The sequence below is a fragment of the Bartonella sp. AP11XZML genome (genome assembly GCF_042196445.1).
Lineage (GTDB): Bacteria > Pseudomonadota > Alphaproteobacteria > Rhizobiales > Rhizobiaceae > Bartonella.
Genome location: NZ_JBHIQF010000045.1, coordinates 1 through 22,951, shown reverse-complemented (window position 1 = coordinate 22,951; position 22,951 = coordinate 1). Strand labels below are relative to the sequence as shown.

The 22,951-nt window shown below is 39.2% G+C and carries 13 protein-coding genes, 1 tRNA gene and 3 pseudogenes; 15 read left to right on the top strand and 2 right to left on the bottom strand.

Features of this window, described 5'->3' with window-relative positions:
• Positions 1-1,022 precede the first annotated feature (1,022 nt).
• The 4 genes from ACFIMG_RS05145 (at position 1,023) to ACFIMG_RS05130 (ending at position 6,993) form a co-directional block, all read left to right on the top strand.
• Entirely contained in the window at positions 1,023-2,219 is a 1,197-nt protein-coding gene (locus tag ACFIMG_RS05145; protein ID WP_375678650.1) for a multidrug effflux MFS transporter, read from the top strand.
• Between the two features lie 261 nt (positions 2,220-2,480).
• Positions 2,481-3,212 carry an alpha/beta fold hydrolase gene (locus tag ACFIMG_RS05140; protein ID WP_375678649.1) on the top strand — a complete coding sequence of 244 codons (732 nt, stop codon included), beginning with the start codon at positions 2,481-2,483 and terminating at the stop codon, positions 3,210-3,212.
• Positions 3,209-5,383: an isocitrate/isopropylmalate family dehydrogenase gene (locus ACFIMG_RS05135; RefSeq protein ID WP_375678648.1), complete on the top strand. Its 2,175-nt coding sequence runs from the start codon at positions 3,209-3,211 to the stop codon at positions 5,381-5,383. The genes ACFIMG_RS05140 and ACFIMG_RS05135 overlap by 4 nt, the downstream gene beginning before the upstream one ends.
• 845 nt (positions 5,384-6,228) lie before the next feature.
• On the top strand, positions 6,229-6,993 hold the full coding sequence (locus ACFIMG_RS05130) for an N-acetylmuramoyl-L-alanine amidase (protein WP_375678651.1): 765 nt from the start codon (positions 6,229-6,231) through the stop codon (positions 6,991-6,993).
• Positions 6,994-8,238: 1,245 nt separating this feature from the next.
• Here the strand turns inward: ACFIMG_RS05130 and ACFIMG_RS05125 are convergent.
• Positions 8,239-9,435 (bottom strand): porin, encoded by a 1,197-nt coding sequence (locus ACFIMG_RS05125; RefSeq protein ID WP_375678647.1) that lies wholly within the window; start codon positions 9,433-9,435, stop codon positions 8,239-8,241.
• Positions 9,436-9,751: 316 nt separating this feature from the next.
• Here ACFIMG_RS05125 and ACFIMG_RS05120 point away from each other — a divergent pair.
• A tRNA-Ser gene (locus ACFIMG_RS05120) sits at positions 9,752-9,842 on the top strand.
• Positions 9,843-10,434: 592 nt separating this feature from the next.
• Here ACFIMG_RS05120 and ACFIMG_RS05115 read toward each other — a convergent pair.
• Positions 10,435-11,655 carry an MFS transporter gene (locus tag ACFIMG_RS05115; protein ID WP_375678646.1) on the bottom strand — a complete coding sequence of 407 codons (1,221 nt, stop codon included), beginning with the start codon at positions 11,653-11,655 and terminating at the stop codon, positions 10,435-10,437.
• Between the two features lie 1,263 nt (positions 11,656-12,918).
• Between ACFIMG_RS05115 and ACFIMG_RS05110 the strand changes: the two are divergent.
• From ACFIMG_RS05110 to ACFIMG_RS05065, 10 genes and pseudogenes are all read left to right on the top strand, one after another.
• Positions 12,919-13,166: pseudogene (locus ACFIMG_RS05110) on the top strand (baseplate assembly protein); the annotation flags it as partial.
• 228 nt (positions 13,167-13,394) lie between these two features.
• A pseudogene (locus ACFIMG_RS05105) lies at positions 13,395-14,605 on the top strand (YbfB/YjiJ family MFS transporter).
• A gap of 261 nt (positions 14,606-14,866) precedes the next feature.
• Entirely contained in the window at positions 14,867-16,561 is a 1,695-nt protein-coding gene (locus ACFIMG_RS05100; RefSeq protein ID WP_375678645.1) for an FAD/NAD(P)-binding protein, read from the top strand.
• A 58-nt stretch (positions 16,562-16,619) separates the two neighbouring features.
• Positions 16,620-17,891, top strand: a complete 1,272-nt coding sequence (locus ACFIMG_RS05095) for a hypothetical protein (RefSeq protein ID WP_375679967.1) — start codon at positions 16,620-16,622, stop codon at positions 17,889-17,891.
• Positions 17,892-17,905: 14 nt separating this feature from the next.
• A complete protein-coding gene (locus ACFIMG_RS05090; RefSeq protein WP_375607418.1) occupies positions 17,906-18,115 on the top strand; it encodes a 2-hydroxymuconate tautomerase family protein in 210 nt (69 codons plus the stop codon).
• Between the two features lie 67 nt (positions 18,116-18,182).
• Positions 18,183-18,578: a hypothetical protein gene (locus ACFIMG_RS05085; protein WP_375693573.1), complete on the top strand. Its 396-nt coding sequence runs from the start codon at positions 18,183-18,185 to the stop codon at positions 18,576-18,578.
• Between the two features lie 189 nt (positions 18,579-18,767).
• A complete protein-coding gene (locus tag ACFIMG_RS05080; RefSeq protein ID WP_375678642.1) occupies positions 18,768-20,051 on the top strand; it encodes a phage tail sheath C-terminal domain-containing protein in 1,284 nt (427 codons plus the stop codon).
• Between the two features lie 3 nt (positions 20,052-20,054).
• Entirely contained in the window at positions 20,055-20,573 is a 519-nt protein-coding gene (locus ACFIMG_RS05075) for a phage major tail tube protein (RefSeq protein ID WP_375678641.1), read from the top strand.
• A gap of 9 nt (positions 20,574-20,582) precedes the next feature.
• Positions 20,583-20,996: a hypothetical protein gene (locus ACFIMG_RS05070; RefSeq protein WP_375678640.1), complete on the top strand. Its 414-nt coding sequence runs from the start codon at positions 20,583-20,585 to the stop codon at positions 20,994-20,996.
• Between the two features lie 131 nt (positions 20,997-21,127).
• Positions 21,128-22,951, top strand: a pseudogene (locus ACFIMG_RS05065) (phage tail tape measure protein); the annotation flags it as partial.

The following is a 22,951-nucleotide window of genomic DNA, read 5'->3' as shown; positions in this document are numbered from 1 at the left end:
TTGAATATGCTGGAGATACAATGCCTTTTTGCTAATTATGTTCCAAAAGGGATATAGAGCAGCTAAAAAGGAATAGGAAAATACTTTAAACAAATGTTTGTTATGAGAAGTAAAATGTGGCTATACAATCCAAAAGACCTCACTTATGTCTGAAAAAAAGCGGGCTATCCGTATACTATTATCATATTATCATCGAATTTCTCATGAGAGAGAATAATTTAAAAAAACTGGATACTATCGTTTATTGGTTTCTAGCTTATAAAGTAGGGGGTATATCTGCTTATTTTTATAAAAGTGTTACTGTTTTTATGGGAAGAATATTTATAAAATGAGATTAGAAGGCGCATTTGAAGATAAAAATAAATATCAGTAATGTTCAATTCATAGTGTTATAAAAGATCATGGATTAAGTTAAATAAAAAGCTTATTGAATTGTTATGACATCATATTTGTTAATATGTTACACGATAATTTTTTGATATTTATCTTAGATGAAGAGTTTTATGAAATGAGTAAGATATATTTGGTTGTGAGTTGGTTTGCAGAGAAAGCATTATATTTTATGGTATAGGGGATAGATCAAGATTTTTTACACAATTATTTGTGTTGATAGGGGCTTCAAGCTATTGTTGTGTTATGCGCCGTGTTTATACCATAGTGACTTTGGGGTAGAGACGTTAGAGATTGTTTTTCTGCTTTGCGTTTTGTCGATCAACTTTGATGGATATTGTATAGAAAGTGGGACTGTTGCCGTGGAGAGAGATTATGCTTTTGCTTATAATATCAATGAAAAAAGCAGCGGAAGATTACGGCAAAGTATTTGTATAGGAGAGCTTAGTTAGGGAATAACTTTTTAGCTCGTGAAGTTTGTAAAATAAAATGCTTTCTATAAGAAAAATAATATTTTTATAAAGTAAAATAATAACACTTTTAATAATTATTATTTGCATATATAAGCATAAAATATAATTATATTTAATTAAATACTATTTAATAACTACCTAAAAAGTGTGATTTTCTTTATGACTCATAAATATACATTACCATTCATTATACTTATCGTATGTTTATCGACGGGAGGATTGATTTCTACCGATATTTTTTTACCAGCACTGGGCGATATGCGTCAATATTATCAAGTGACACAATCTCAAATTCAAAGTGCAGTGGCGGTTTTTTTGTTGGCATTGGCACTTGGACAGCTCATTTATGGGCCGCTGAGTGATAATTTTGGGCGTAAAAAAACACTTCTATTGGGCTTATTCTTGTGGTTATTTACGACACTTGGTGTGATTTATACGGTTCATATTCACGCTTTTCTTGTGTTACGTTTTTTGCAAGGTCTTGGTGCTTGTGCGGGACTTGTCTTAAGTCGTGCAATTATCAATGATTTGTTGGATAAAAAAGCGGCTGGAAAACTTTATTTGATTGTTTTCCCTTTTATTGGAATGTCGCCAGCGCTTGCACCTTTCATTGGTGGACTTTTGATACAAGCTTTTCATTGGCAGGCAACTTTTATCTTTTTAAGCTTTTTTATATTTTTGACCATTTTGCTATGTTGTTTTGTGCTAAGCGAAACTCTACCCCCTCAAAAACGGCAGCATTTTTCTCCTGTAGGATTGATGCAGGCATATTTAGGCGTTTTCAGAAATAAACAATTTATTTTTTATGCACTTATTCCGTGTTTTTCTTACGCTGCCTATTTTGCTTATATTGTGGAGTCGCCTTTTTTACTCACGACTTTGGGGTTATCGCCGATACACATTAGTTATAGCTATATTGGTGTCTCGTTTCCCTATATTTTGGGAAATCTTTTGGCGCGATGGTTTTTTGAACGCGAGTCTATGGAAAAAACTGTGGGCAGAGGGTACATTATTTTTGTGATAGGCGGTGTGCTGTTTGCTTTGCAAATGTATCTAAGCCCATGGCCCCTTGTGACAAGTTTTATGGCTATTGCTGTTCTTACTTTTGGCAATGGTTTTTTATTGCCGTTAGGAACAGCGTTGGCTATTTCATCGCATCCGAAAGCTGCGGGAGCGGCTTCTGGTGTTATGGGCTCTTTGCAATTAGGAAGTGCGGCACTCAGTGCAGCGGTTATCGGAAAAATCTCTGGTCATAGCCCACGGGCTATGGCAGCTTTATTAGCTGTGTGTTGTATGATTGGTTTTATCATTTATATTCAAAAAGCGCGTCATTTTATGACTTCAGAAATAAGCTGAGTAAATGATAAAAAGAAAGCATTATGCGGAAATGCTTTTGATGTTTTACACAAATGGGGCACCTGTACATTAGATGAATTTTTTTTATTAAGTTGCTGGATTGAGTGGGTTTAAAATTTGTTACAAGCTTAGTTTGAGTTTAACAAATCGATTATTATGGGGGGAGAATATGAGCCTAGAGTTTCAACATATTTTCATTATATTGGGTGGGAAAATTTCTGGCTCTAATGCATGTTTAAAAATAAGGGGAGGAATTGATCAATGAGCCTTCCTATTATTATTCTTTCTCCTGTAATGCCAATTTGGGATGGTGGTGTTTTTTGTTCTCCATTGACAAAGCTATGCTTATCAAAAGGATTCCCTGTCACTCTGCTGGATACGCTTTCTCTTTTTCCTAAGAGTTCTCATGTTCTCAATCATTCTGCTGTAGACATTTTATCTTTTATAGAAGAAAAACTTAAAAGCTATTTTAAAGAGCCCGCAGTGCTTATGGGATTTTCTATGGCTGGAACATTGGTACAAATATTGGCAGTACAGCTTCCCAATGTTCAAGCTGTGCTTGCTGTGAATGCACCTGGCTATCCAGATAAGGTTTTGCAACGGCGCCTTGGAGATATTCTTGCCTCCTTAGAAAATAATAATTTATCAGAGGCTTTGGAAATACTCAATGGTTTTATGCATCCTTCTGGCATTATGAAAAAAAGAGCCTTATTGGAGATTCCTGATAAACAAAAAAGCGTGGCAATTGAACGCATGACAAGAGGGTTTAAACTCTTATTAGAAATAGATGCTAGAGATGAAATAGTTAAGTATAAGGGGAAGTTTTTAGCTTTAGTGGGAGAAAAGTCGCAACTTGCAACGGTAGATAATCAGACAAAAAGTCATAATCTGAACCATGAATATAAGATTATCTCTGGTGCTGGTACGCGTTTGTGGGAGGATAATCCTACTATGACGGATGCAGTCATTGATGAGTGGATGGAGGGACTATGAAAAAGAAAGTTCTTGTATTACCTGGTGATGGGATAGGACCAGAGGTTTGTGATGCTGCGCTGATGGTTTTAGAGCAATTCCAATTGCCGATTGAATTGACTTATGGTGATATTGGTTTTGAATGTTGGAAACAGGAAGGAGATCCTATCCCTCAAGCGACTTGGCAAAAAATTACTCAGAGTGATGCTATTTTACTTGGTGCTGTGACCAGTAAAGGAAAAGAAGCGGCTTTAAAAGAACTTGCTCCGCATTTAAAAGAGAAAAAACTTGCCTATGTTTCTCCCGTACTTCAACTTCGCCAAAAGTTAGGTTTGTTTGCGAATATACGTCCTGTAAGATACATCTTTGGTCCCCAACGTCCTTTTCATTTTTGTGTTATCAGAGAAAATAGTGAAGGCCTTTATGCTGGATTAGATTTTCGGGGTATTTCTCCTGAAACAGCCGTTTGGCTAAAACATCCAAATTTGACAAAATATGGGCTTGAGGAAGCTGCGTGGACAGTCCGTTTGCAGACACGCTTTGGTTTAGAGCGGTTATTTGAATACGCTTTTTCTTATGCAAGGAAATATAGCTTTAGGCGAGTTACTTTTGCTGATAAGCCCAATGTTATGCGAGAAAGTGGACAGTTTGCTCAGGAAATTTTTGAGAAGATTGCGCAAAACTATCCGGAAATTGAAGCAGATATTCATAATGTTGATGCGGTTGCTTTGTGGATTGCAACCAAGCCAGAGCGGTTTGGTGTGATTGTTGCTGAAAACATGTTTGGCAATATTCTCTCTGATCTTGGCTCTGGGATAATGGGGGGATTGGGGCTTGCACCTCATGTGAATGTGGGGAGCGAGATTGCTTATTTTGAACCTGTTCATGGAAGCGCACCACGTATTGTTGGACAAAATAAAGCCAATCCTTCTGCGATGCTTTATACCACGGCTTTACTCTTAGAGCATTTAGGCTTTAAAGATGCAGCAAAACAATTATCTGAGAGTGTTGATCAGGTTATTCGTGCTGGAAAAACCGTTACCTATGATCTTGGAGGTATAGCCTCTACCCGTCAAATGGCTGAAGCTGTTCGCAATTCTCTTGTGAATCCTATCTTTGTTTGTCGTGCGGCGATCATTACCGTTGGTGATGAACTCCTTTCAGGACAATACTTGAATACGAATTTACAAGATTTAAGCCAAAGCTTGAACAAGAGAAATATTCAAGTCACACGTCATTTTGTTTGTGCTGATCAATTACAGCAAATCAGTGAGACTGTTGTTTCTTGTCTTGGACAAGAAGATCTTATCATTATCAGTGGGGGATTGGGACCAACATCAGATGATAAAACACGCGATGGAGTTGCTCAAGCTGTAAAGCAGCCTTTGGTACATCATGAAGATGTTTGGCAAACAATAAAAGGTCAATTACAACGATTAGGGATTACGGCGGATAAGAGTAATGCACGTCAAGCATTGTTTCCTGAGACAGCAACTGTGCTTGATAATCCTACAGGCACAGCACCAGGGTTTTATCTCTCTTGCGATGGAAGTACGCTTGTTGTTTTGCCTGGTCCACCATCACAGGCTCTTGCGCTTTTAGAGAATTATTTAGAACACAACGAGAAGAAATATTTTTTTGTATCGCGTGCGGAGTATGCATGGACTTTGATTGGAATTGATGAAAGTACCATTGCGCAGTGGGTTGATGATCATCTTGAAAATGAACCCTTTGAACGGCATTTTTTATGGAAGAGCCCCTATGTTTTGGTGCAACTGGTTGCTCAATCAGAAGCGCCCTTGGAACAACATTTCGTGGAAGAATTTGAAAATCATTTTCACTCCCATTTGGTTGGGGCAGAAGTTACTACTGCTTGTAAACAATTAGCAATGCACGTTGAGGTTCATTGGTCTGCCAATGATCCGCGGCTTTTAGAATATTTTCAGCCCATAGAAAAAGGTAAACAAGATATTCCACTGCTTGAGGTTGAAGTGAGCCTAGAGCCTTCTTTGGAGACATTAGAAAATCAAGCAGAAAGCCTTGGACATGCTACCATAACTATACGGATGAAAGGTTATGGTGAGGATTATATTACTTTTCCCTATACGCGACCACTTTTAGGTGTCGTCTTACAAGAATATGCAGCTTGGGCTGTCTTAAAAAGATATTTGAAAACGGAGAAGAAAAAATGAACCTCTATGGGGATGTAAAATATTGCCTAAATTATTGAACGTTCTATTATAGGAAGTATTTTGATCCTTTTCTTCAGTGGTTTTTGTCTATAGGGTAATTTTTCTTTTGATGTGTCATTAAATGACTTTGATTGATTCAAGATTAAGAAAAACTTTACGATATTAGGCTCGCTATATTCAATATTTATAATGATTAATTATGATTATAAATCAAGATGTTATCTTTCATGGAGCTGATGACAAGGAATCCAGAGACTTCGTGTGCCGCAAGCGTTGTAGATAATTGAGATTCTTTGTAAATCAAAAAGCGATGGTGTGAAAAGACAAGAAGTCGTGTCATTTACAGGAAAGCTTTGCAAATTTTATTGAACAATATGTCCGTGAAGAGTTTATTGCGAACATGTGCCGTTCTGTTATCTGATAATAAATTGCTGTAAAGAGCTCATAAAATTTTTCCTTTAAGTTTTTGTGTGATTGCATGATCGTTGGGTGTTCACTTACGAGGGGCGATATTTTTCAATTTGATAACAGGAAGAACTATTTTTTCTGTAAGATGTGAAGATTTAAGGAGTGATCTTTTTACGCTTTTGTTTTCTTTTTGATTGGTAATTTGTAGGAATTTTTTTGGGGAAAATATTTAATGTGGTTAAAAACATTTTATGCGTGTGTGGGAGAAAAATAAAAATGTGGTCTTAATTGTTGATAAGAGTGTCAATATTTTTGATGAACAAATTTTAGTCGTAATTCTTAGTACCTAGATGGGAAGTTTATTGCATTTTTTAACAGTTCGTATTCTATCTGTTGTGATGCGCAGTGGTTTTTTAAGCAAAAAAGAAAGGGCTTTTATGTATCAGATTGATTACAACAGTTATCGTTCTGTCAAGAGTTTTAGTCGTCGCGTTCATTTTCTCGTTATGCATTATACGGCTATTGATTTTAAAGCCTCGATTATGGCGCTTACAGGAGAAAAGGTTAGTGCACACTATCTTGTTCCTGATCCTTCAGAGCAGACATATCGTGAGGCAGGCTTTAAGGATATGCGTATTTTTAATCTGGTTGATGAAAATGAGCGTGCATGGCATGCGGGTGTGAGTTCATGGGCTGGGCATAGTCATCTCAATGATGCATCTATCGGGATTGAAATCGTTAATTTAGCGACTTATCATGATGGGAGGGGTATGTTTCCTCCTTATAATCCAATACAAATTGATGCTGTTAAGGAACTTGCCTTGAATATTCTTCAACGGTATCCCGATATTATGCCAACTGATGTGGTGGGACATAGTGATATTGCCATTGGAAGAAAAAGTGATCCAGGAGCAGCTTTTCCATGGAGAGAACTTTATAGCGCAGGTATAGGAGCATGGTATGATGATGAACTAAAAAGTCATTATCAAGAGCAATTCTCTAAGAATTTGCCACCCAAAGAAGATGTTTTGGCGAAGCTAAAATGTTATGGATATGACATTTCTGCTGCGTGTACCCAAACAGGATACAAAGATTTGATCCGAGCATTTCAACTTCATTTTCGTCAAGAAAATTATGATGGGATTCTAGATGTTGAAACAGCAGCAATTCTTTATGCATTGGTTGATAAGTATTTTCCGTGAATTCAATGCGTTTTAATTGAAAATATGGCTTATGATTACGTGTAAGCCTTTTTATTATCAGGAAAGGCTGCTTTTTGCCAATTGGCTTTATGTAAAAAGGGCATTAATCGTGTAAAAAATCCTCTATACGGTATAAGGCGTTTTATGGAAACATAACTCTGAAAGCTCTATGATTTGCAGAGATTAAATTTTATTGTTTCTTTGTCTTATATTTTTCTTCCTTTAAAAACGCATAAAGCCAAGATGTTGCGTATATGATGACATGTGCCTTACGCAGGATGAAACGCCTCAAATAAAATGGACTTGTATTGTATATTTCATGCTTGTTTTAAAGAAATGTCTTTTAGTGTGTATCACAACATATATTTTACAGCGACGTTCATAGAAAATATAATCTAAAATCCTCTATGAAGTGTATCCTCATTTTGATGCTTAATAAAAGTACCTAGCACTATCGTACACTTTGTTAGATCTCAATGTTACTACAACCCTTGGAACTTAAAACGATACATAAAAGGGTTTTCTTTACTCGTTTTTATTCACACGGCTCTCTCCACTCGTCGTGTACAAGTGAATGGTTTTGGTTGATTGAAACATGCAAAATTATAAATTGATCATTATAAATCAAAGTGATGCAGATTCAAGAAAATAGGGGCATTTACAGATTGCTACTGATAGGGGGCTATTCTTTAGAAGGGGAAGAGGTCAATTCATTTTTTTGAAGATATATCTTTTTTCTCTTTTATTGCTTTAGGGGATGTTTGCATCGTTTTGACAACATGTTTCTTGATGATTAAGTTTTTTAATGAAGCAGTGTTATAAAACATTGTGTTTTAGAGTGTTGATAGAAGACACATTCAGGCATATCAAAAACACAATGATGTCTTGTTTTTTCAATATTTTATCTGTTCAGTATAGAATTGACCAGAGAAGTTCATGACCTAAATTGCAAAGGTTAGGTATAAATTACCAAGAAAAATCAATTTAGGCATAAAGCAATGGGGGTTATTCATGCTTTAAAGGGCAAGGAAGAGATTGTGTTTGAAGTGATGTGTAAAAGCCCGTGTGAGGTGCTCTTATCAAGCATATCAGGTTAATCTTAAGAGTAGTTTTATGAAACTAAGTCGGTTTTTTCCGAGAGACAAGACAATACGTATCAGGAAAAGATATTCATGATATTTGATTTCAAAAATAAAAACTGGCAAACCATGTTGCCAGTTTTTAAAAGCTGTAGCTTAAATAGGATTAGAATGAACGCTGTAAACGGATCATACCTTGAAAAGCACTTTTCTTATTGAATAAATGTTTTTCATCATTATTTTTATCCGTCACAACGCGATCATCGTTCCAAGAAACATAGGTTAATTCAGGTGTAATCACAAATCCTGGAACCAGCGTGTATGTAATATTTACAGAAGTTGCAAAGGTTTTTACAGCACTATAAGAAACTTGAGCATTCAAATTTGCTTTTGGAGTAAGCTTGTAAGTGGCACCCGCCCAAGCAGCCCATTTACCACCCCAGTTTGCATAAATTGTTGTGCTTTTTCGTGATAATTCATTTTTTGTATTTACTGTGTAGTAATCAAGTCCATTTTTATAGCCAGCCATTACCCATAGATTGAAACGATCGTTAACATTGAAATCTGCACGTACTTTTCCAGCCCACTTTTTGTAGTAAGCATCATATGCTGCAACTGCTGAAAAACCACCCCATTTTTGCATGAACTTTATACCCAAAACCACATTCGGGGTGTAATTTTTAATTGCTTTACTTGGAAGAGTGCCCTCAGTGATAGAAACAAGCTTATCATCTTTATCAATGTAGTATCCTGTTATTCCTGTAAGAGAATCTGCATTATTGCCTAATTCAGCGCCGATAATAGCAGAAAAGCCGGAATCACCACTAAAGGTGTAGGAAATAAAATTGGTGCGTGTTGTGCCGGCAGGCGCTATGCTGTCATCATTGAGAACATTTCCATAATCACCAGTCCAGCTGTTGAAAATTGTGTCATCAAGACCTACGCGAAAACCACCCAGTTCAATGTAAGCCGCGGCAAGCTTTGCAGCAGCGTTGTCTCTACCATCACCCCAGTTTGAATAAATTCTTGCATATGAACGAAGTGTTCCCATTTCTGTTTCAGAAGCTGCTTGAAAAACAAGGGTGAGCCGTGATGCTGCGCCATAGGTTTTTCTTTTGTCTCTTAGTTCAGTTTCGGTTGTTGCATCGATATTATCACCGCCTATAAAATCAGTACGAACATTTCCTGATAAACGCATGCAGGTTTCTGTTCCAGGGATATAAAAATATCCTTTTCCATAGGCATCACAAACGCGAATATATTCTACAGGTTCGGGTTCGGCGATAACTGTTGAAGCAGCATGTGCTCCAGAAATTGCTAAAAAAGCTGCTGTAGAGCTTAAAAAGAGGGATTTAATATTCATATGGGATCTCCGAGGTCCGGTTAAATTTCTTCTAAAGAGTACCATTTGCCTAACGCATTAAGGACAAAGACATAAGTAAAATACGCAGCACTTGTTATCTTAGCTATAACTAATCTTTTTAGAGTTTCAAATATGAAATTACCTTTTTGTAATATATACATGTACTATTCGAGATGCTGTGGTAAAAAAGACACAATTTTTGTTTTATTAACTTTTGCTCCTTATGGGATCAATAAAGGAAAAAAATTTCAGATATTTGGGAAAAAAATCGAAAATGTCTTGAACTTTCTGTTGATACCATTTATGCCTCTCTGTTGGAGAGGTGGCCGAGTGGTCGAAGGCGCTCCCCTGCTAAGGGAGTAGGGCTCAAAAGGCTCTCGAGAGTTCGAATCTCTTCCTCTCCGCCATCTATTGTTATAAAAGCAGTTGACTGTGTATCGGAATTCTGTTTATCCCGTTGGGATTATACCTCTCATATAAAAAGCATGTTCTAAACACAAATATACTTGTGTTGCTGATTTATGCACTTGTTTTAAAGAGATATCTTTGCAATGTGTATAAGCCCATTTTGCGACGCCACCTCGTAAATGGTATAAAACACAAAAGTTTCTGTGAGGCGTATAAAGCCACACTATTTGTATACTTATGAAGATGCAAAGAGGCATATTATATATCTGCTTATATATCTGCCTTCCTGTTGTTATAGATTTTGACTATGAGAGTTCATAAAAGGCATTTTTCCTTTCTAAATCGTTTTTATTTATACGGCTTTCTCCACTTATGATGTGCAAGCAAATGATTTTGATTGTTTCAACCATAAAGCAGATTTGAAAAGAAAGAATCTTACAATATTCGCGTTTGGTATATTATCATTATAAATCAACGTGTTGCTTTATATTGGCATTGTATATTGAAAGTTGGATGTGGCAATGCTCTCAAAAAAGTTATAGATTTCTTTTAGAAGAAAACATTGTGGGTGATAATTTTAAAATTTTCCTCTCATAGAGACTTTTGAGAGTGTTTCATCCATCTCATGACAACCAAACCACATATGAAAAAAGTAATGGTCGGTAATATTAGGTAGTAAGATGGAGAAACTTTTGCAGGAAGAAAAGAAATAATACTCAATACTGTAATTGAAAATATTCTTCCGCTAAAAGAGACAGCACCAACAACACCGGAAATATGCTGCGTTTGTTTTTGATTAAGTTCTGAGAAAAATAAGCTTTTTGCACCGATCGGTACAGTGCAAATAAATCCATGGATTAAAGAGAAGGCGATGACTGATGCAGCAGTTTGATGGCTATGAACTGAAAAATAGAGCGCTATGCACATCAGTGCAGAAAAGAAGGAAAAATATTTTATAGAATTCTTATATTTTTTATCAAGAACATGATACTTAGACATCAGTAAATTTGAAAAATATTGTGCTGAAAAGGCTCCAATATGGCAGCACATCAAGACGAGCATTTGTGAACTGTTGAGGTGATGAATTTTTCCCCCTAAAAGTATTATTGGTTGCCAGAAATGATAAATAATCTGAATACCAGCGCTAAAAAGGCACATGAGGAAAATAAACCATGCTCCTCCTACTGTATTTTGAAATATCCAGAGCGTTTCCTTGGCATTGTGCAAGATTGTTTTTGTTTTGGACGTTTCAATTGTCGTTTTCTTTTCTTCAGGAACAATAAGGAATATCAAAAAAATAAATCCCATCATGAGGCATGAGATGATATATCCCATAAAATATCGTCCAGAGTAGTAGATCGTTCCAATTCCTATAATTCCACTGAGAATACTTCCGAAAGAGTTAACCTGGTGGTAGAGATGTGCATAATGCGAAAAGTGATCCTGTTTATCGCCTAGAGAATGGTAAATCCATCCGTCAATGGCGCTGACAATGATGCAAATGCCTGCTGCATAGAGAATTTGCGCAATAATAAGTGCTGTCATATTGGGAGCTTGAAGGCATAGAAGATAAAATACTCCTGTCATAAAGACCCCAGCCATAACGGAATATTTACGCCGATATCTGTCAGATAAAACAGCGCAGGGAAAATCAAGCAGCAGGATGGTGGTGGAAAAGACAACCTGAAGCAGAGCTAATTGCGCCAGACTAACTCCCATGGACATTAAAAAAATAGCATGGTAAACACCAATGAGCATGCGGACAGCATTATAGGAGCCATAGGTGAGAGCAAGGGTGCATGCTCTGTTCATTGTGTTGTTCCACAAACCTTACAGTGAGGATTTTTCTTTAGAGAACGCTCTTCTGTGAAAAGTTGGCTGCTCCATATCCCCACACGGCGATCAGTGGAAAGAAGGTTTCCATAACCATCCCAAAATTTAAAAGGTCCCTTAGTCCATATGGGACTTCAAAGCGTATTAATGAGAGCAAATGATGCAATTTTAAAGTGATTATGAGGAGCAACATAAATCTCATAAATGAGATTGTCATCTTTTGAGGGGAGTTGCTTGTGGGGCTGTTGCTTTCATAGCAATCATTTTGTCTAGATCTGTAAAATGATCCTAGGACGGCAAGATCATTGACATAATTAGAACTTATAGAGGCTTGTTTATTTTTTATACACCATTTACTGATCCATTCTCTTTGCTGATCAGCTGAAATAGCACAAATGATCCATAAATCGGTTTTTGGTAATTTTTTGATATCTTTTTTTATAGTCATCAACATTTGTAATCCCCCCCTTTCTTTCTGACTGTTTCTCCGTATCACTTTACGTCTAAAAAAGTTTTTTTCAGAATTCATCTTTACTTTATTTATTAAAAATTTATTAAAAAGATTGTCTCGCAAGGTGCTTTTTAATCACGTCATTACGATTAAGAATTAAATTTCTGATATAAGAGGAAGGGTGCATGATACATTGTGACTAAATACATAAATCCCTCCGTATCCTGAAATGACGATTTCCTTTTGCAAAACAGTATCTTGAATGGAAGCTCGATAACCGTTACGTTGATTATGGAAATGATACCCTAAAAGAGTGCTTATGAGTGCTTGAAGATATTCTTTAGATATTACAGATAGGACAAGAAAATAGTTTTAAAAAATCAAACGTGGGATAAAAGCTTTCATCTTATGATGGGTAATGGTGAATTTTAAACTTCATCTACTGTTTTTTTGAGCTACTGTGCTGTAAGAAAGATCAAACTCCCCCAATTCATGTCTCTAATTTAGATCATTGATCATAAAACATTATATACTGTATTTTCAAATTATAACTTTGCTCATTGCTTGTCTTCATTGATTAAATCAACATTTCTCTAAAAATGCTGCTTGAGAAAAATGCATCCTATCAGTTTAATATTCTATGATCTTTTAATTAATTTAAAGAAGATAACATAAAATATACGATAAAAAATGAATAAATTCAATTTTTGTAAAAAACACAAACTTTTTTACTGCTGCTGATAAAAAACAAAGCTATATTAAAAGTAGTCTTTATACTCTTTAATACCATTGATTTTTGGTTGTTATCGGATGAAGGCTCCTTTGTTTTGGAAAGAGCGGAGCAGAATTTAAGAGCAGAATGGGCTCGTGCGCAAAATCTTGTCCTTGATCTCTCTTTAAGTTGGATACTAAGCCGCTTGATGGTTGAGGGTGTTCACCATGTGAATATAACGCAACCTTGTGAGGGTATTTTAGTCATACCTGATGAAGCAGAGCTTTAGGGGATATTGTCTTGTTTGAACGGGGGCGTGCTTATTGATTTCCTCGTTGTTATTGCTGCTTAATTTCAGCCATTATTTTTCTGAAAAAGAAGCTTTGTAGGGAGAAGATCATACATGGAGCAGAGTGTAAAACGATGAAATGCATATAACTGATCCAGTAATGTTGACAATAATCGCTCAATATGTTGCTCTGGTTGTTCAAACAAATGGCTAGATTGGCTTTTATTCTCTGAGATAAGTGTTACTCTCGATGAGATAGAACGCGGATGAGGGAGCTATCAGTTAAGGGATTAAGAGTAATGGGGGGAAAAAATAATCGTCAAGATTTGAGTTATTTCAAAATCGCTGTATTCGGTATGATTATTATGATTTTGGGGATGGGAATTGGGCGATTTTTCTATACGCCGGTATTTCCAGTTATGTTGGATGAAGGATTGTTTACCTTTAAGCAACTTTCTTATATAGCTAGCGCTAATTATGGCGGTTATTTAGTTGGGAGTATGTTTTTTTCGTTTTGCAGAGTTGGGAATATATCCCGTGCTCCTTACATGCTATTTGGTGCAGCTATAGTGACGAGTGCACTTATTTTTGCCATGGCGTTAACAACAAACTTTTACTTGGTTTTCTTTATCCGCTTTGCTGCCGGTATCGCGAGTGCGGCAATGATGATTTTTGGTTCTATGACGGTTATGCAGTATAGTCACAAGTTGTGGGTTATTGCTTCGCTTTATGCAGGTGTGGGAGTTGGTATTCTACTGGGTAATGAGTATGTTATTATTGGTTTGAGTAAATCGCTGAACGCGAAAAATATTTGGTTTGGAGCTGGTTTTATATCTGTTGTATTGTTGCTCTTGTTGTTTATTTTATTTCCATGTCGTGTTGATGCGTCTCAATTTGCTATTAATGAGTCATTGGCACACGAAAATATCGTTTGGTGGGAACTCGCTCTGATTTATGGGCTTGCTGGGTTTGGTTATATTATTGTCGCGACATATCTTCCTCTGATGGCGAAAACATTTAATTTCCCACTACTTGCTAACCACTTATGGTCGTTTGTCGGATAGCCATTGTTCCTAGTTGTTTCATTTGGTTATGGGGAGCCCATCGGTGGGGGGTATTACGTTGTCTGATGCTCAATTTGCTTATCCAAGGAGGATGCGTATTACTGACATTATTCAGTCAGTCTCTTGTACTGATCGTTCTCAGTTGTATAGGGTTTGGATTTACTTTTATGGGGACGACTTCTTTAGTTATGCCGTTAGCTAAGCGTTTATATGCGCCGTATGGTATAAATCTGCTAGGCTTGGCTACCTTAACTTACGGTTTTGGCCAAATATTAGGACCTCTCTTGACGAGTTTTTTACAGTCTGGTTCATATGCCATTGCGCTTTCCGTTATCTGTGGTGCTGTAGCGCTTTTTGCCGCTGCTGGAATCTGTCAATATTGTCTTTGTAAAAAGGTCGTTGATGTTTCATAAATCCGCAATATTCACTAAAAAGTCGAGAGAATTTATTCCATTCTTTTTGAAACATTTTGTGAAAGTCAAATTATTCTAATAGGAGAGATTACAGAATGCTTCACTCTACAGTCGCTATTTTGGGCGTTGGTCCTCGTGGGATCAGTATTCTCGAACGCTTGCTCACACTTTATTCCCATTATCCATTTTCTGGAAACATTATTGATTAATCCCAATGAGATGGGAACTGGTTCCCATAGTGTGCATTAGCCAGATCATTTATTGGTTAACACTGTCGCTTGCCAGATTACTTTATTTGGTGATGATACAGTTAAGGGGGTAGGGCCTATTCGTAAGGGGCCGAATTTTTATCAATGGGCTAGTCAACAAGGTTATCGTAATATTAACGGTGTTTGTTCTCGTACAGAGCATGATGTTGGGAGAGAAATCAAAGAAAATGATTATTTATCACGTCGTTTGTTAGGGGAATACCTGTCTTGGTCTTACCAAGAGCTCACGCAAGATTTACCTTCCGGTATTCGTATTAAGGAGATCCGACAAAAAGTCATCAATCTCCATATCCACCAAGATAATAAAACGGATGTTCTTTTGGAAGATGGCTATCGTTACAGTGTAGATTTTGTTTATATTACCACGGGTCACGGTAAGAATACATATTCATCGCATGATGAAAATCTGCAACAGTTTGTGGCTGGTCATCAAATGAAAAATGCGCTTTTGAACTATTATTCGAATCCTTATCCAATTGAAAAGTTGGATTCTATACAATCTCAGTCTCGTGTGCTGGTGCAGGGAATTGGATTAATTAGCTATGATGTCTTGTCGCAATTGACTTACGGTCGCGGTGGGACTTTTACTGAAAATGCTGGACAATTGCGCTACATGCCAAGCGGCAAAGAACCTGCGACAGCTCTATTCTCCCGTCAAACATTGCCTTTTAGTAGTCGCGGGATTAATCAAAAGGGTGGTAGTGGGCAATACATACCATCATTCCTTATTCTCGATGCAATACATCATCTACGTAAGCAATCCAGCATTGCTAACGGTTCTCCGAAGCTGGATTTCGAAACGCAGCTTTTACCTCTGTTGCTTAAAGAAATGTGTTATGTCTATCGAAGTACGCAGCTGGGGCACTGGCTAGACCCTGAAACTTATGTTGTTACTTCCAAAGACGAGCAGTGTATTCAAGCGTTGCTGTATCCTCATCGAAATAAAATATTTGCCTCTTTGAAGGATTATACAAGATTCTTCATGGAGCATTTGAAGGACGATCTTCATTCTTCCGCTGCAGGTAATGTTGATGGCCCAGTGAAAGCTGCTACAGATGTGCTACGAGATGTCCGTGATATCTTACGTTCAGCAATTGATTTTTGCGGGTTAACGTCTTCATCTCACAAGTATTTTATTGAATATTTTAATCCAAACTTTAACCGTATTTCTGTCGGCCCACCGATGCAGCGAAACCAAGAGTTGAAGGCTCTGATGGAGGCTGGTATCGTGACTTTGGCTGGCGGACCTTCACCTAAACTTGTTCTCAATGCTAGTACCAACCGTTTCGAAATTCAGTCTGTTTTTCAAGATGAAAACAGTTCAGTTGATGGAGATGTGCTGATCAAGGCCAAGATTGATCGTTTTTCTCCGTTGCGTGATGAGTCCCCTTTTATCCAGAATTTGCCTGGTCAGGGCATCATTCGACCATTTATCAACCAAGGATATCATCCTGGTGGTATTGATATTGACCGTCGGCAGCATCCTATAGACACTAAAGGGCAAATACAAAATGCATTATGGGTGGTCGGTAATCCAGTAGAGGAGCCCAATTTTTATACATATATTTTGCCTAGGCCTTTAGTTAATTCTCGTGCACTACGGGATGCAGGGCGCTGTGTCACTGACATGTACGAGCAGCTTCTTAATCGCTACTCAGTCAAAGATTCAACAATTAATGTACATTGATGATGTAAAAAGCTTCCTGATACGCATGTCCTCCGTATCCGCTACAATGGCGATGCTGATGCTATTCATTTTTCTTATGTCTATCTCAATAAGAACTTGGTTTCTTATTCCATTGGCTGGAGTGACTGTTTTCGGTTATTTGCTTTTGACGATACCATACTGGTGGTTGAAGGGTAATGCACGCAGTGGTATGTTCATCCTGTTGGCTTGTACTTTAGTGCTGATATGGCGTTGGCACTTGCCTGATGTTCGTACTGTACTTGTGCGTTTTACTGATGTCTTTTGGCTATTACTCGCCATGGGATTGTTGCGCCATATGATGAATATATGGCGTATTTCAGAATTTCTCTCTGAACGGTTGATGCGCTATGGAAAGGGTTCACTTACCCTTTCCATTGCGATACTGACTGCGTTTCTAGCTTGGCCGATGAGTTTGGGGGTTATCCCCCTAATGATTGATGCCTTGAAGAAAAGTGTTTTTCCCTCTCGCCATTTGGCCGCTATTGTGATGCGAATGATGAGCATCACGATGGTACTGATGCCGACCAGCATCGGTGCAGCAACAGTTTTCGCTGCTATGCCTAGAACACCAATATTCACATCCGCTGCTTTGGGGATACCACTTTTTCTATTTAGTCTGTTGTTGTTGTGCCTTTCTCCTGTTGTACCGCTAGCTAACCCGATTATTTGCGATGAGAGGAGGGCAAATAAAGAAGGAGAGAGAGTAAGAATTTGGATTTTTTTGATATTTTTCTGGCTAACATTTATCGTTGCGTTGACAGTTATCAGGTTGAATGCACTAGAAAGCATTGCATTGACGGCGAGCATTCTATACGTCATTGAGCGTGGGAGTTCACGCAGTATTGATTTTTTGACTCCTTTAGTGGCAGTGATACGCAGTATATCCAGTGAAATTATGTTGTTGCTAGGTTGTAGTCTGCTAATATCTACTTGTGATTTGCTTATTCCTTTGTTGCCGATGACGTTTAGTCACTCATTGGCATCACTTTCTGTTTGGCAGCGCTATGCCTGTATTCTCTTTGTGTTGCCAATTTTCAGTGTAGTAGGAATTCACCCTATGGTGCTATTTAGTTTGGCATTTCCTTTACTAGGGTCATCGATGGCTTATGGGGTTACGGATTATTTGGTTTGGATTTGCTTCTTTATTGCAGCTCAACTCCTTTCTCCTGTATCAATAAATGCTATTTTTGCTTCCAGTAGCCTGCATATTTCACCGGTGGATACGAGCTTTAAAATGCATAGTTATTATGTATTAATATTTAATCTTTTTGCGTTCATTTATTTGAGCTTTTTTATTCAATATTTGTAAATTATGGAGATCTTATGCCTTACATAAATATTAAAATTACTAATGAAGGGGTTACCTCTGAACAGAAACGGCAACTGATAGAAGGGGCAACTCAATTATTAGTTAATATTCTGAATAAAAATCCGAAAACGACTGTTGTCGTGATTGATGAAGTGGAGACAGACAATTGGGGTATTGGTGGTGTCCCCATTACAGAATTAAGAAAAGCTCAAAATAAAGAATAACTCTGTGTATTTGACAATAATTTAAGGTCAATAGGGTTAATCAATGTAAAAAANTGGAAAGAATTTTATGACCGCGACAGGAGGATATGGTGGTGGGGGTGCTTTTGCCTATCAATCTCACACGGGATTTGGTGGTGGTACGACTACCTACTATTCAGGCTCTGGTGGTGCTGGAGGCGTGGGAGGAAACTTTGGTTTAGCAACAGACGAACATCTAGGAATTGCCAAAGGTGGAAATGGTTGTGCTGGAACGAATGGAATTACGAGCAAGACAAGCGGTAATGGCGGTGATGCTGGGGTTGATACATCAAGGGGTGGCTCTGGAGGGATAGGACAAGGTTCCTATAGTTCAGGAAAAGCAGGGCGTGGTTTTGGTGGTGGTGGTGCTGGCTCTAACGGGGATGGGTATTACAGCGGTGCTGGAGCGGATGGCGCTGTCCTTATAAGGTTATGGAAAGAATAAATGGATGCACAAGTAACCAAGATACGACAGAAGTCAAATGGATAGCTGTTGTATAAGCAGGCTTATATGTTTTTAAGTCCTTTTATCGCTCTTTAAAAGCCTTTTAAAGGGCTTTTTTTGACTGACAGTGTCAGGCTTATGAGAGAGTGCGCTTGTTGTTATAGTCTCTTCATTGATTTGGAGAGCAATATGGCAACAGAATTTAATCATGGGATTCGCATTGTAGAGGCTGGTGAGGATTCCCGTCCTTTAGCAACATTTGATCAGACCGCCATTGGGGCGGTTGTTACAGCCCCTGATGCTGACAACCAAGTTTTTCCCCTCGACGAGCCTGTCCTTATTTTTAGCCATGAGACAGATAAAATCCAAAAGCTTGGGGCAAGAGGAACGGCTCTTGATGTTATTAATGCTGTGCGCGCGCAGGGGATTGAGGCACAAATTATTCTTGTGCGTGTGGAAGAAAAATCAACCATTGCTGAGACACAAACTGAGATGGTGGGATCAAACGCTCGACTGACCGGTGTGCATGCGCTAAAACACGCTAGAGGGCATTTAGGTGTGGAACCTGGAATTCTCTTAGCACCGGCTTATAGTGCAGGGCGGATTGATAATGGCAAAAACCCCGTGGCAGATGCTTTAGAACAAGTGGCAGAAAAGTTGCAAGCCATTGCCGTTTTTGATACGGGTGGTAAAAATGCGGAAGAAAGCCTTGCCACTCGTGCAGATTTTTCCTCACGCTTTTGTTATTTGATTGATCCCTTTGTACGGGTGGCAAATCGTGAGGGTGGTGTTAGTGTTAAACCCGCAAGTCCTTTTGCAGCAGCCATGTTTATCAAACGGGACAAGCAAAGAGGTGGTGTTTTTTGGTCACCTTCAAACCAAGATGTCAAAGGTATTTTAGGCACGGCACGCCCGATTAGCTATTTTGATGGCGAAATTGATCATGAAGCAAATCGTCTCAATCAAGCCGATATTGCTACCTTTATACCGGCACGCCTTAGCCAAAATAACCATGGGCAAATAGCTGCCAATGGACGCATTTTATGGGGAAATCATACCACCTCTAGTGATCCACTTTGGCGCTTTGTCAATGTGGTACGCACCCGCGCAGCATTGGAAAAAACAATCATTAACAGTTTCCGCCCTTGGGCGAATGATGAAAACCTTACTGGTCAACATGTTATTGCCATTACCCGCAGCCTCACGCAGTTTCTTGATGATCTGATTGCGCGTGGAGCGCTGCTGGGTGGACGTGTTTGGTTTGACCGCGATTTAAATTCCAACAGTACTTTGCAATTGGGAAAATTGCGGGTGGAATTTGATGCGGAAGAAGTACCACCTTTAGAAGATTTAAGTTTCGGCAGTCGGCGCAATAGCGCTTATTTTGATCGGCTGGCGCAAGATATCCAAAAGAAAATGACTTATCAATTTGGCGATACGCTTGAAACTTATCGCAAAGCAGCAAGGAGTTAAAGCATGACTTTACGCATTGTACGCGGTTTTACGCTGATTGTTGATGATGATGTGAATCTTCACTTAGATTTAGAGACTCTTAAACTGCCCACGTTGGAAGAAATCACCGAAACCTATCAACCAGGGGGCTCTGATATGCAAATTGATGTGAGCGGTCTTGGTGTCAAAGCCCTTGGTTTACAAATGAAAATCCGCAGTCACACCCCCGAAATTATCGGCATCTTTGGTGGTTCTCCTGGTCTTCGTCATAAATTTACCGGAAAAAAACATGTGATCTCTGAAGAAGATGGACGCGAGCATGAGCATTCCATTGATGTTACAGGGCGTTTGGTCAAAGTGGATAGCGAAGGCTTAACGGCTGGAAAAGCTACAGGCTATGATTGCGAAATCAAAAATATTTGGGACTATACGGAATTTTGGGATGGTTCTGTTTTGCACCGCTTTTCTTTTAAACGGGGCGGCTGGCTTGTCCGCAATGGGCAAGAGATCGGTTCTCGCCGCCGCTCTATTCTCAATTTATAGGAATTGATCATGACAAGTTTACAAACCAGCATTGATGTAGAGTTGCAGGTTCCGCTTCCTTATCAGGATAAAGGAGGCAAAGAATCTCTCTGCAAAAAACTGACCTTTTATCGCCCAAACTTCAAGCAAGCACGCCAATTAGCGGTGTTGATTGGACCGCAGTTGGTAGAGCTCGTTCTACCCGCTGTAGAAGAGGATAAAACAACATTGGGCAATGATATTCTTGTTCTTAAGCTTTGTGAGGCTTTATTTACCCATGAGGCTATGGAAGGAATAGCCGTGCTTTTAGCCGATATGTCTCATGAAACGGTTGAATTGATTAATCGTCTTGATGTTGTTGACATTATTGCTGTTTTCAAGGCTTTTTTTGTTTTTTTTCCGCAACGCCAATCCTCTCTGCCGGACAATTTGGAGCAGAGCTAGCCCTTTATTATCACTGGGCGCCTTCAGAAATTAACCAGATGGATTGGCTGGATGTGATTGCCTATCGAGAAGAACTCGCACGCTTTAAAGCCCAAGAATATGAAAGTCATCAGTTAGGATAAGAGACGATCATGGATGTTTCCCTTGTTGTGCGTTTTGTCAATCATCTGCAAGAGGGAATAGCTTCTGCCAAGCGTGATCTTGCAGCCTTTAGTTCAGATATTGCGCATTTCCAAAACAAGACAAGGCAGCATTTTAAAAATTGGTTTGACCCTGAGCATCTTGAGGATGCGACAAAGAATGCAGAAAATGCTTTCAATCATGCACGCGGGCGTATGGTGGGTGCCATTGCGCAAACAGCAACCTTAATTGCACCGCTCTATAAAGCCATGCAATTTGATCAATCGATGAAGGGACTAGAAAAGGTTCTGGATGCCCCCCTTGATCGCTTAAAGGAATTGCGCCGTTTTGCGCTTGAAACCTCCACCAAGATTCCGCTAGCGGCGCGTGAAGTTTTAGAACTGATGACTAGTGCCAGCCAAGCAGGGATTGGCGAACAAGATCTCGAAGCTTTTAGCATTTATGCCGCTAAAGCAGCTGTTGCTTTTGATATGACGGGAGATCAGATTGGGGAGCGCTTTGCCAAATTGCGCAATGTCTTTAAGCTTAATCAGGCAGGCATTGAAGATTTAGGGGATGCCATCAATCATCTCTCTAACCACATGGCTGCTAAGGCAAGTGAAGTGTCTGATTTTACCAATCGTGCCACCGGTGCGGCAACCATGTTTAAGCTCACTGCTCGTGAAACAGCAGCATTTGGTACGGCGATGATTTCTGCTGGGATTGTTCCAGAGAGTGCAGCGCGTGGTTTTAATGCCATGAGTGCACGCATACAGGCAGGGGGCAAACATATTGAAGATGCTTTTGCCAATATCGGGCTTTCCCGCGAAAAATTTATGCAAGATCTGGACAAAGATGCTACCGGCACTTTGGTGCGTTTTTTTAATGTGTTGGGTAAATCCGAACAGGGGATGCGCTCGCTGATTGCCATTGCTGGGCGCGATTTTACCGGTGATTTTGCCAAATTGGTTGGCAATCCCGAATTGTTAGGGCAAGCTTTAGATTATGTGAAAGATCCACAAGTCTTTAAAGGCTCGGTAGAACAAGAGGCGGACAAACAAGCAACCGGTGCCATGCGACAATTTGAACTGTTGCAAAACCGTATTGTGGCTCTGGGCATCACCATTGGTGAAGTGCTTCTGCCCCCTCTCAACAGTTTGATGGAAAGTGTTGGCAATTTTACCAATGGGCTTATGGCGTGGGCGAATGCCCATCCCACTTTAACAAGTGCCATTATCAAAACCATTGCCGCTCTGATGGCTTTTAATATTGCTCTGCGCGTGTTGCGCTTTACCCTCGCTGGCACACGTCTTGGGCTTGCTACAGTTGATAGGCTCTTTGATCAAACTTGTTGGTGTGAGCGGTAAGCTTAAAACAAGCTGGCGTGGCTTAGCAGCCGCAGGGCGCTCACTGGGCTTGCTAACCGCGGGTCTTGGGGCAAGTTCACTCCGACTCTTACGCCCCATGACCTTGTTGGTCGGGGCTTTACGGGGGATTGCTGTCTCAGGAAGTGCATTTGCTGCCTCTTTTGGCTCTGTTGGGACAGTGATCGAAGTGGTTGGGGCGGGTATTTCCTCTGTTGTGGGGGGTGTTTTTACCCCAATAGGGGCTGTGGTTGCTGCTGTTGTGGCGGTGATCATGGCTGCTGGTTTTGCTTTGTGGAAATATTGGGATCGTTTTTCTTCTTTTATGAAGGGCTTTGCACGGGGGGTATCTCGGGCTTTTGGGCAAGCCTTTGAAGCTGTTATGCGCTTTTTTGGTGCTGATACGGCAACCATCACCAAATGGAAAAATATCATTGCTGCTGCTTTTGATTTCTCTCAAGTTTGGCAAAA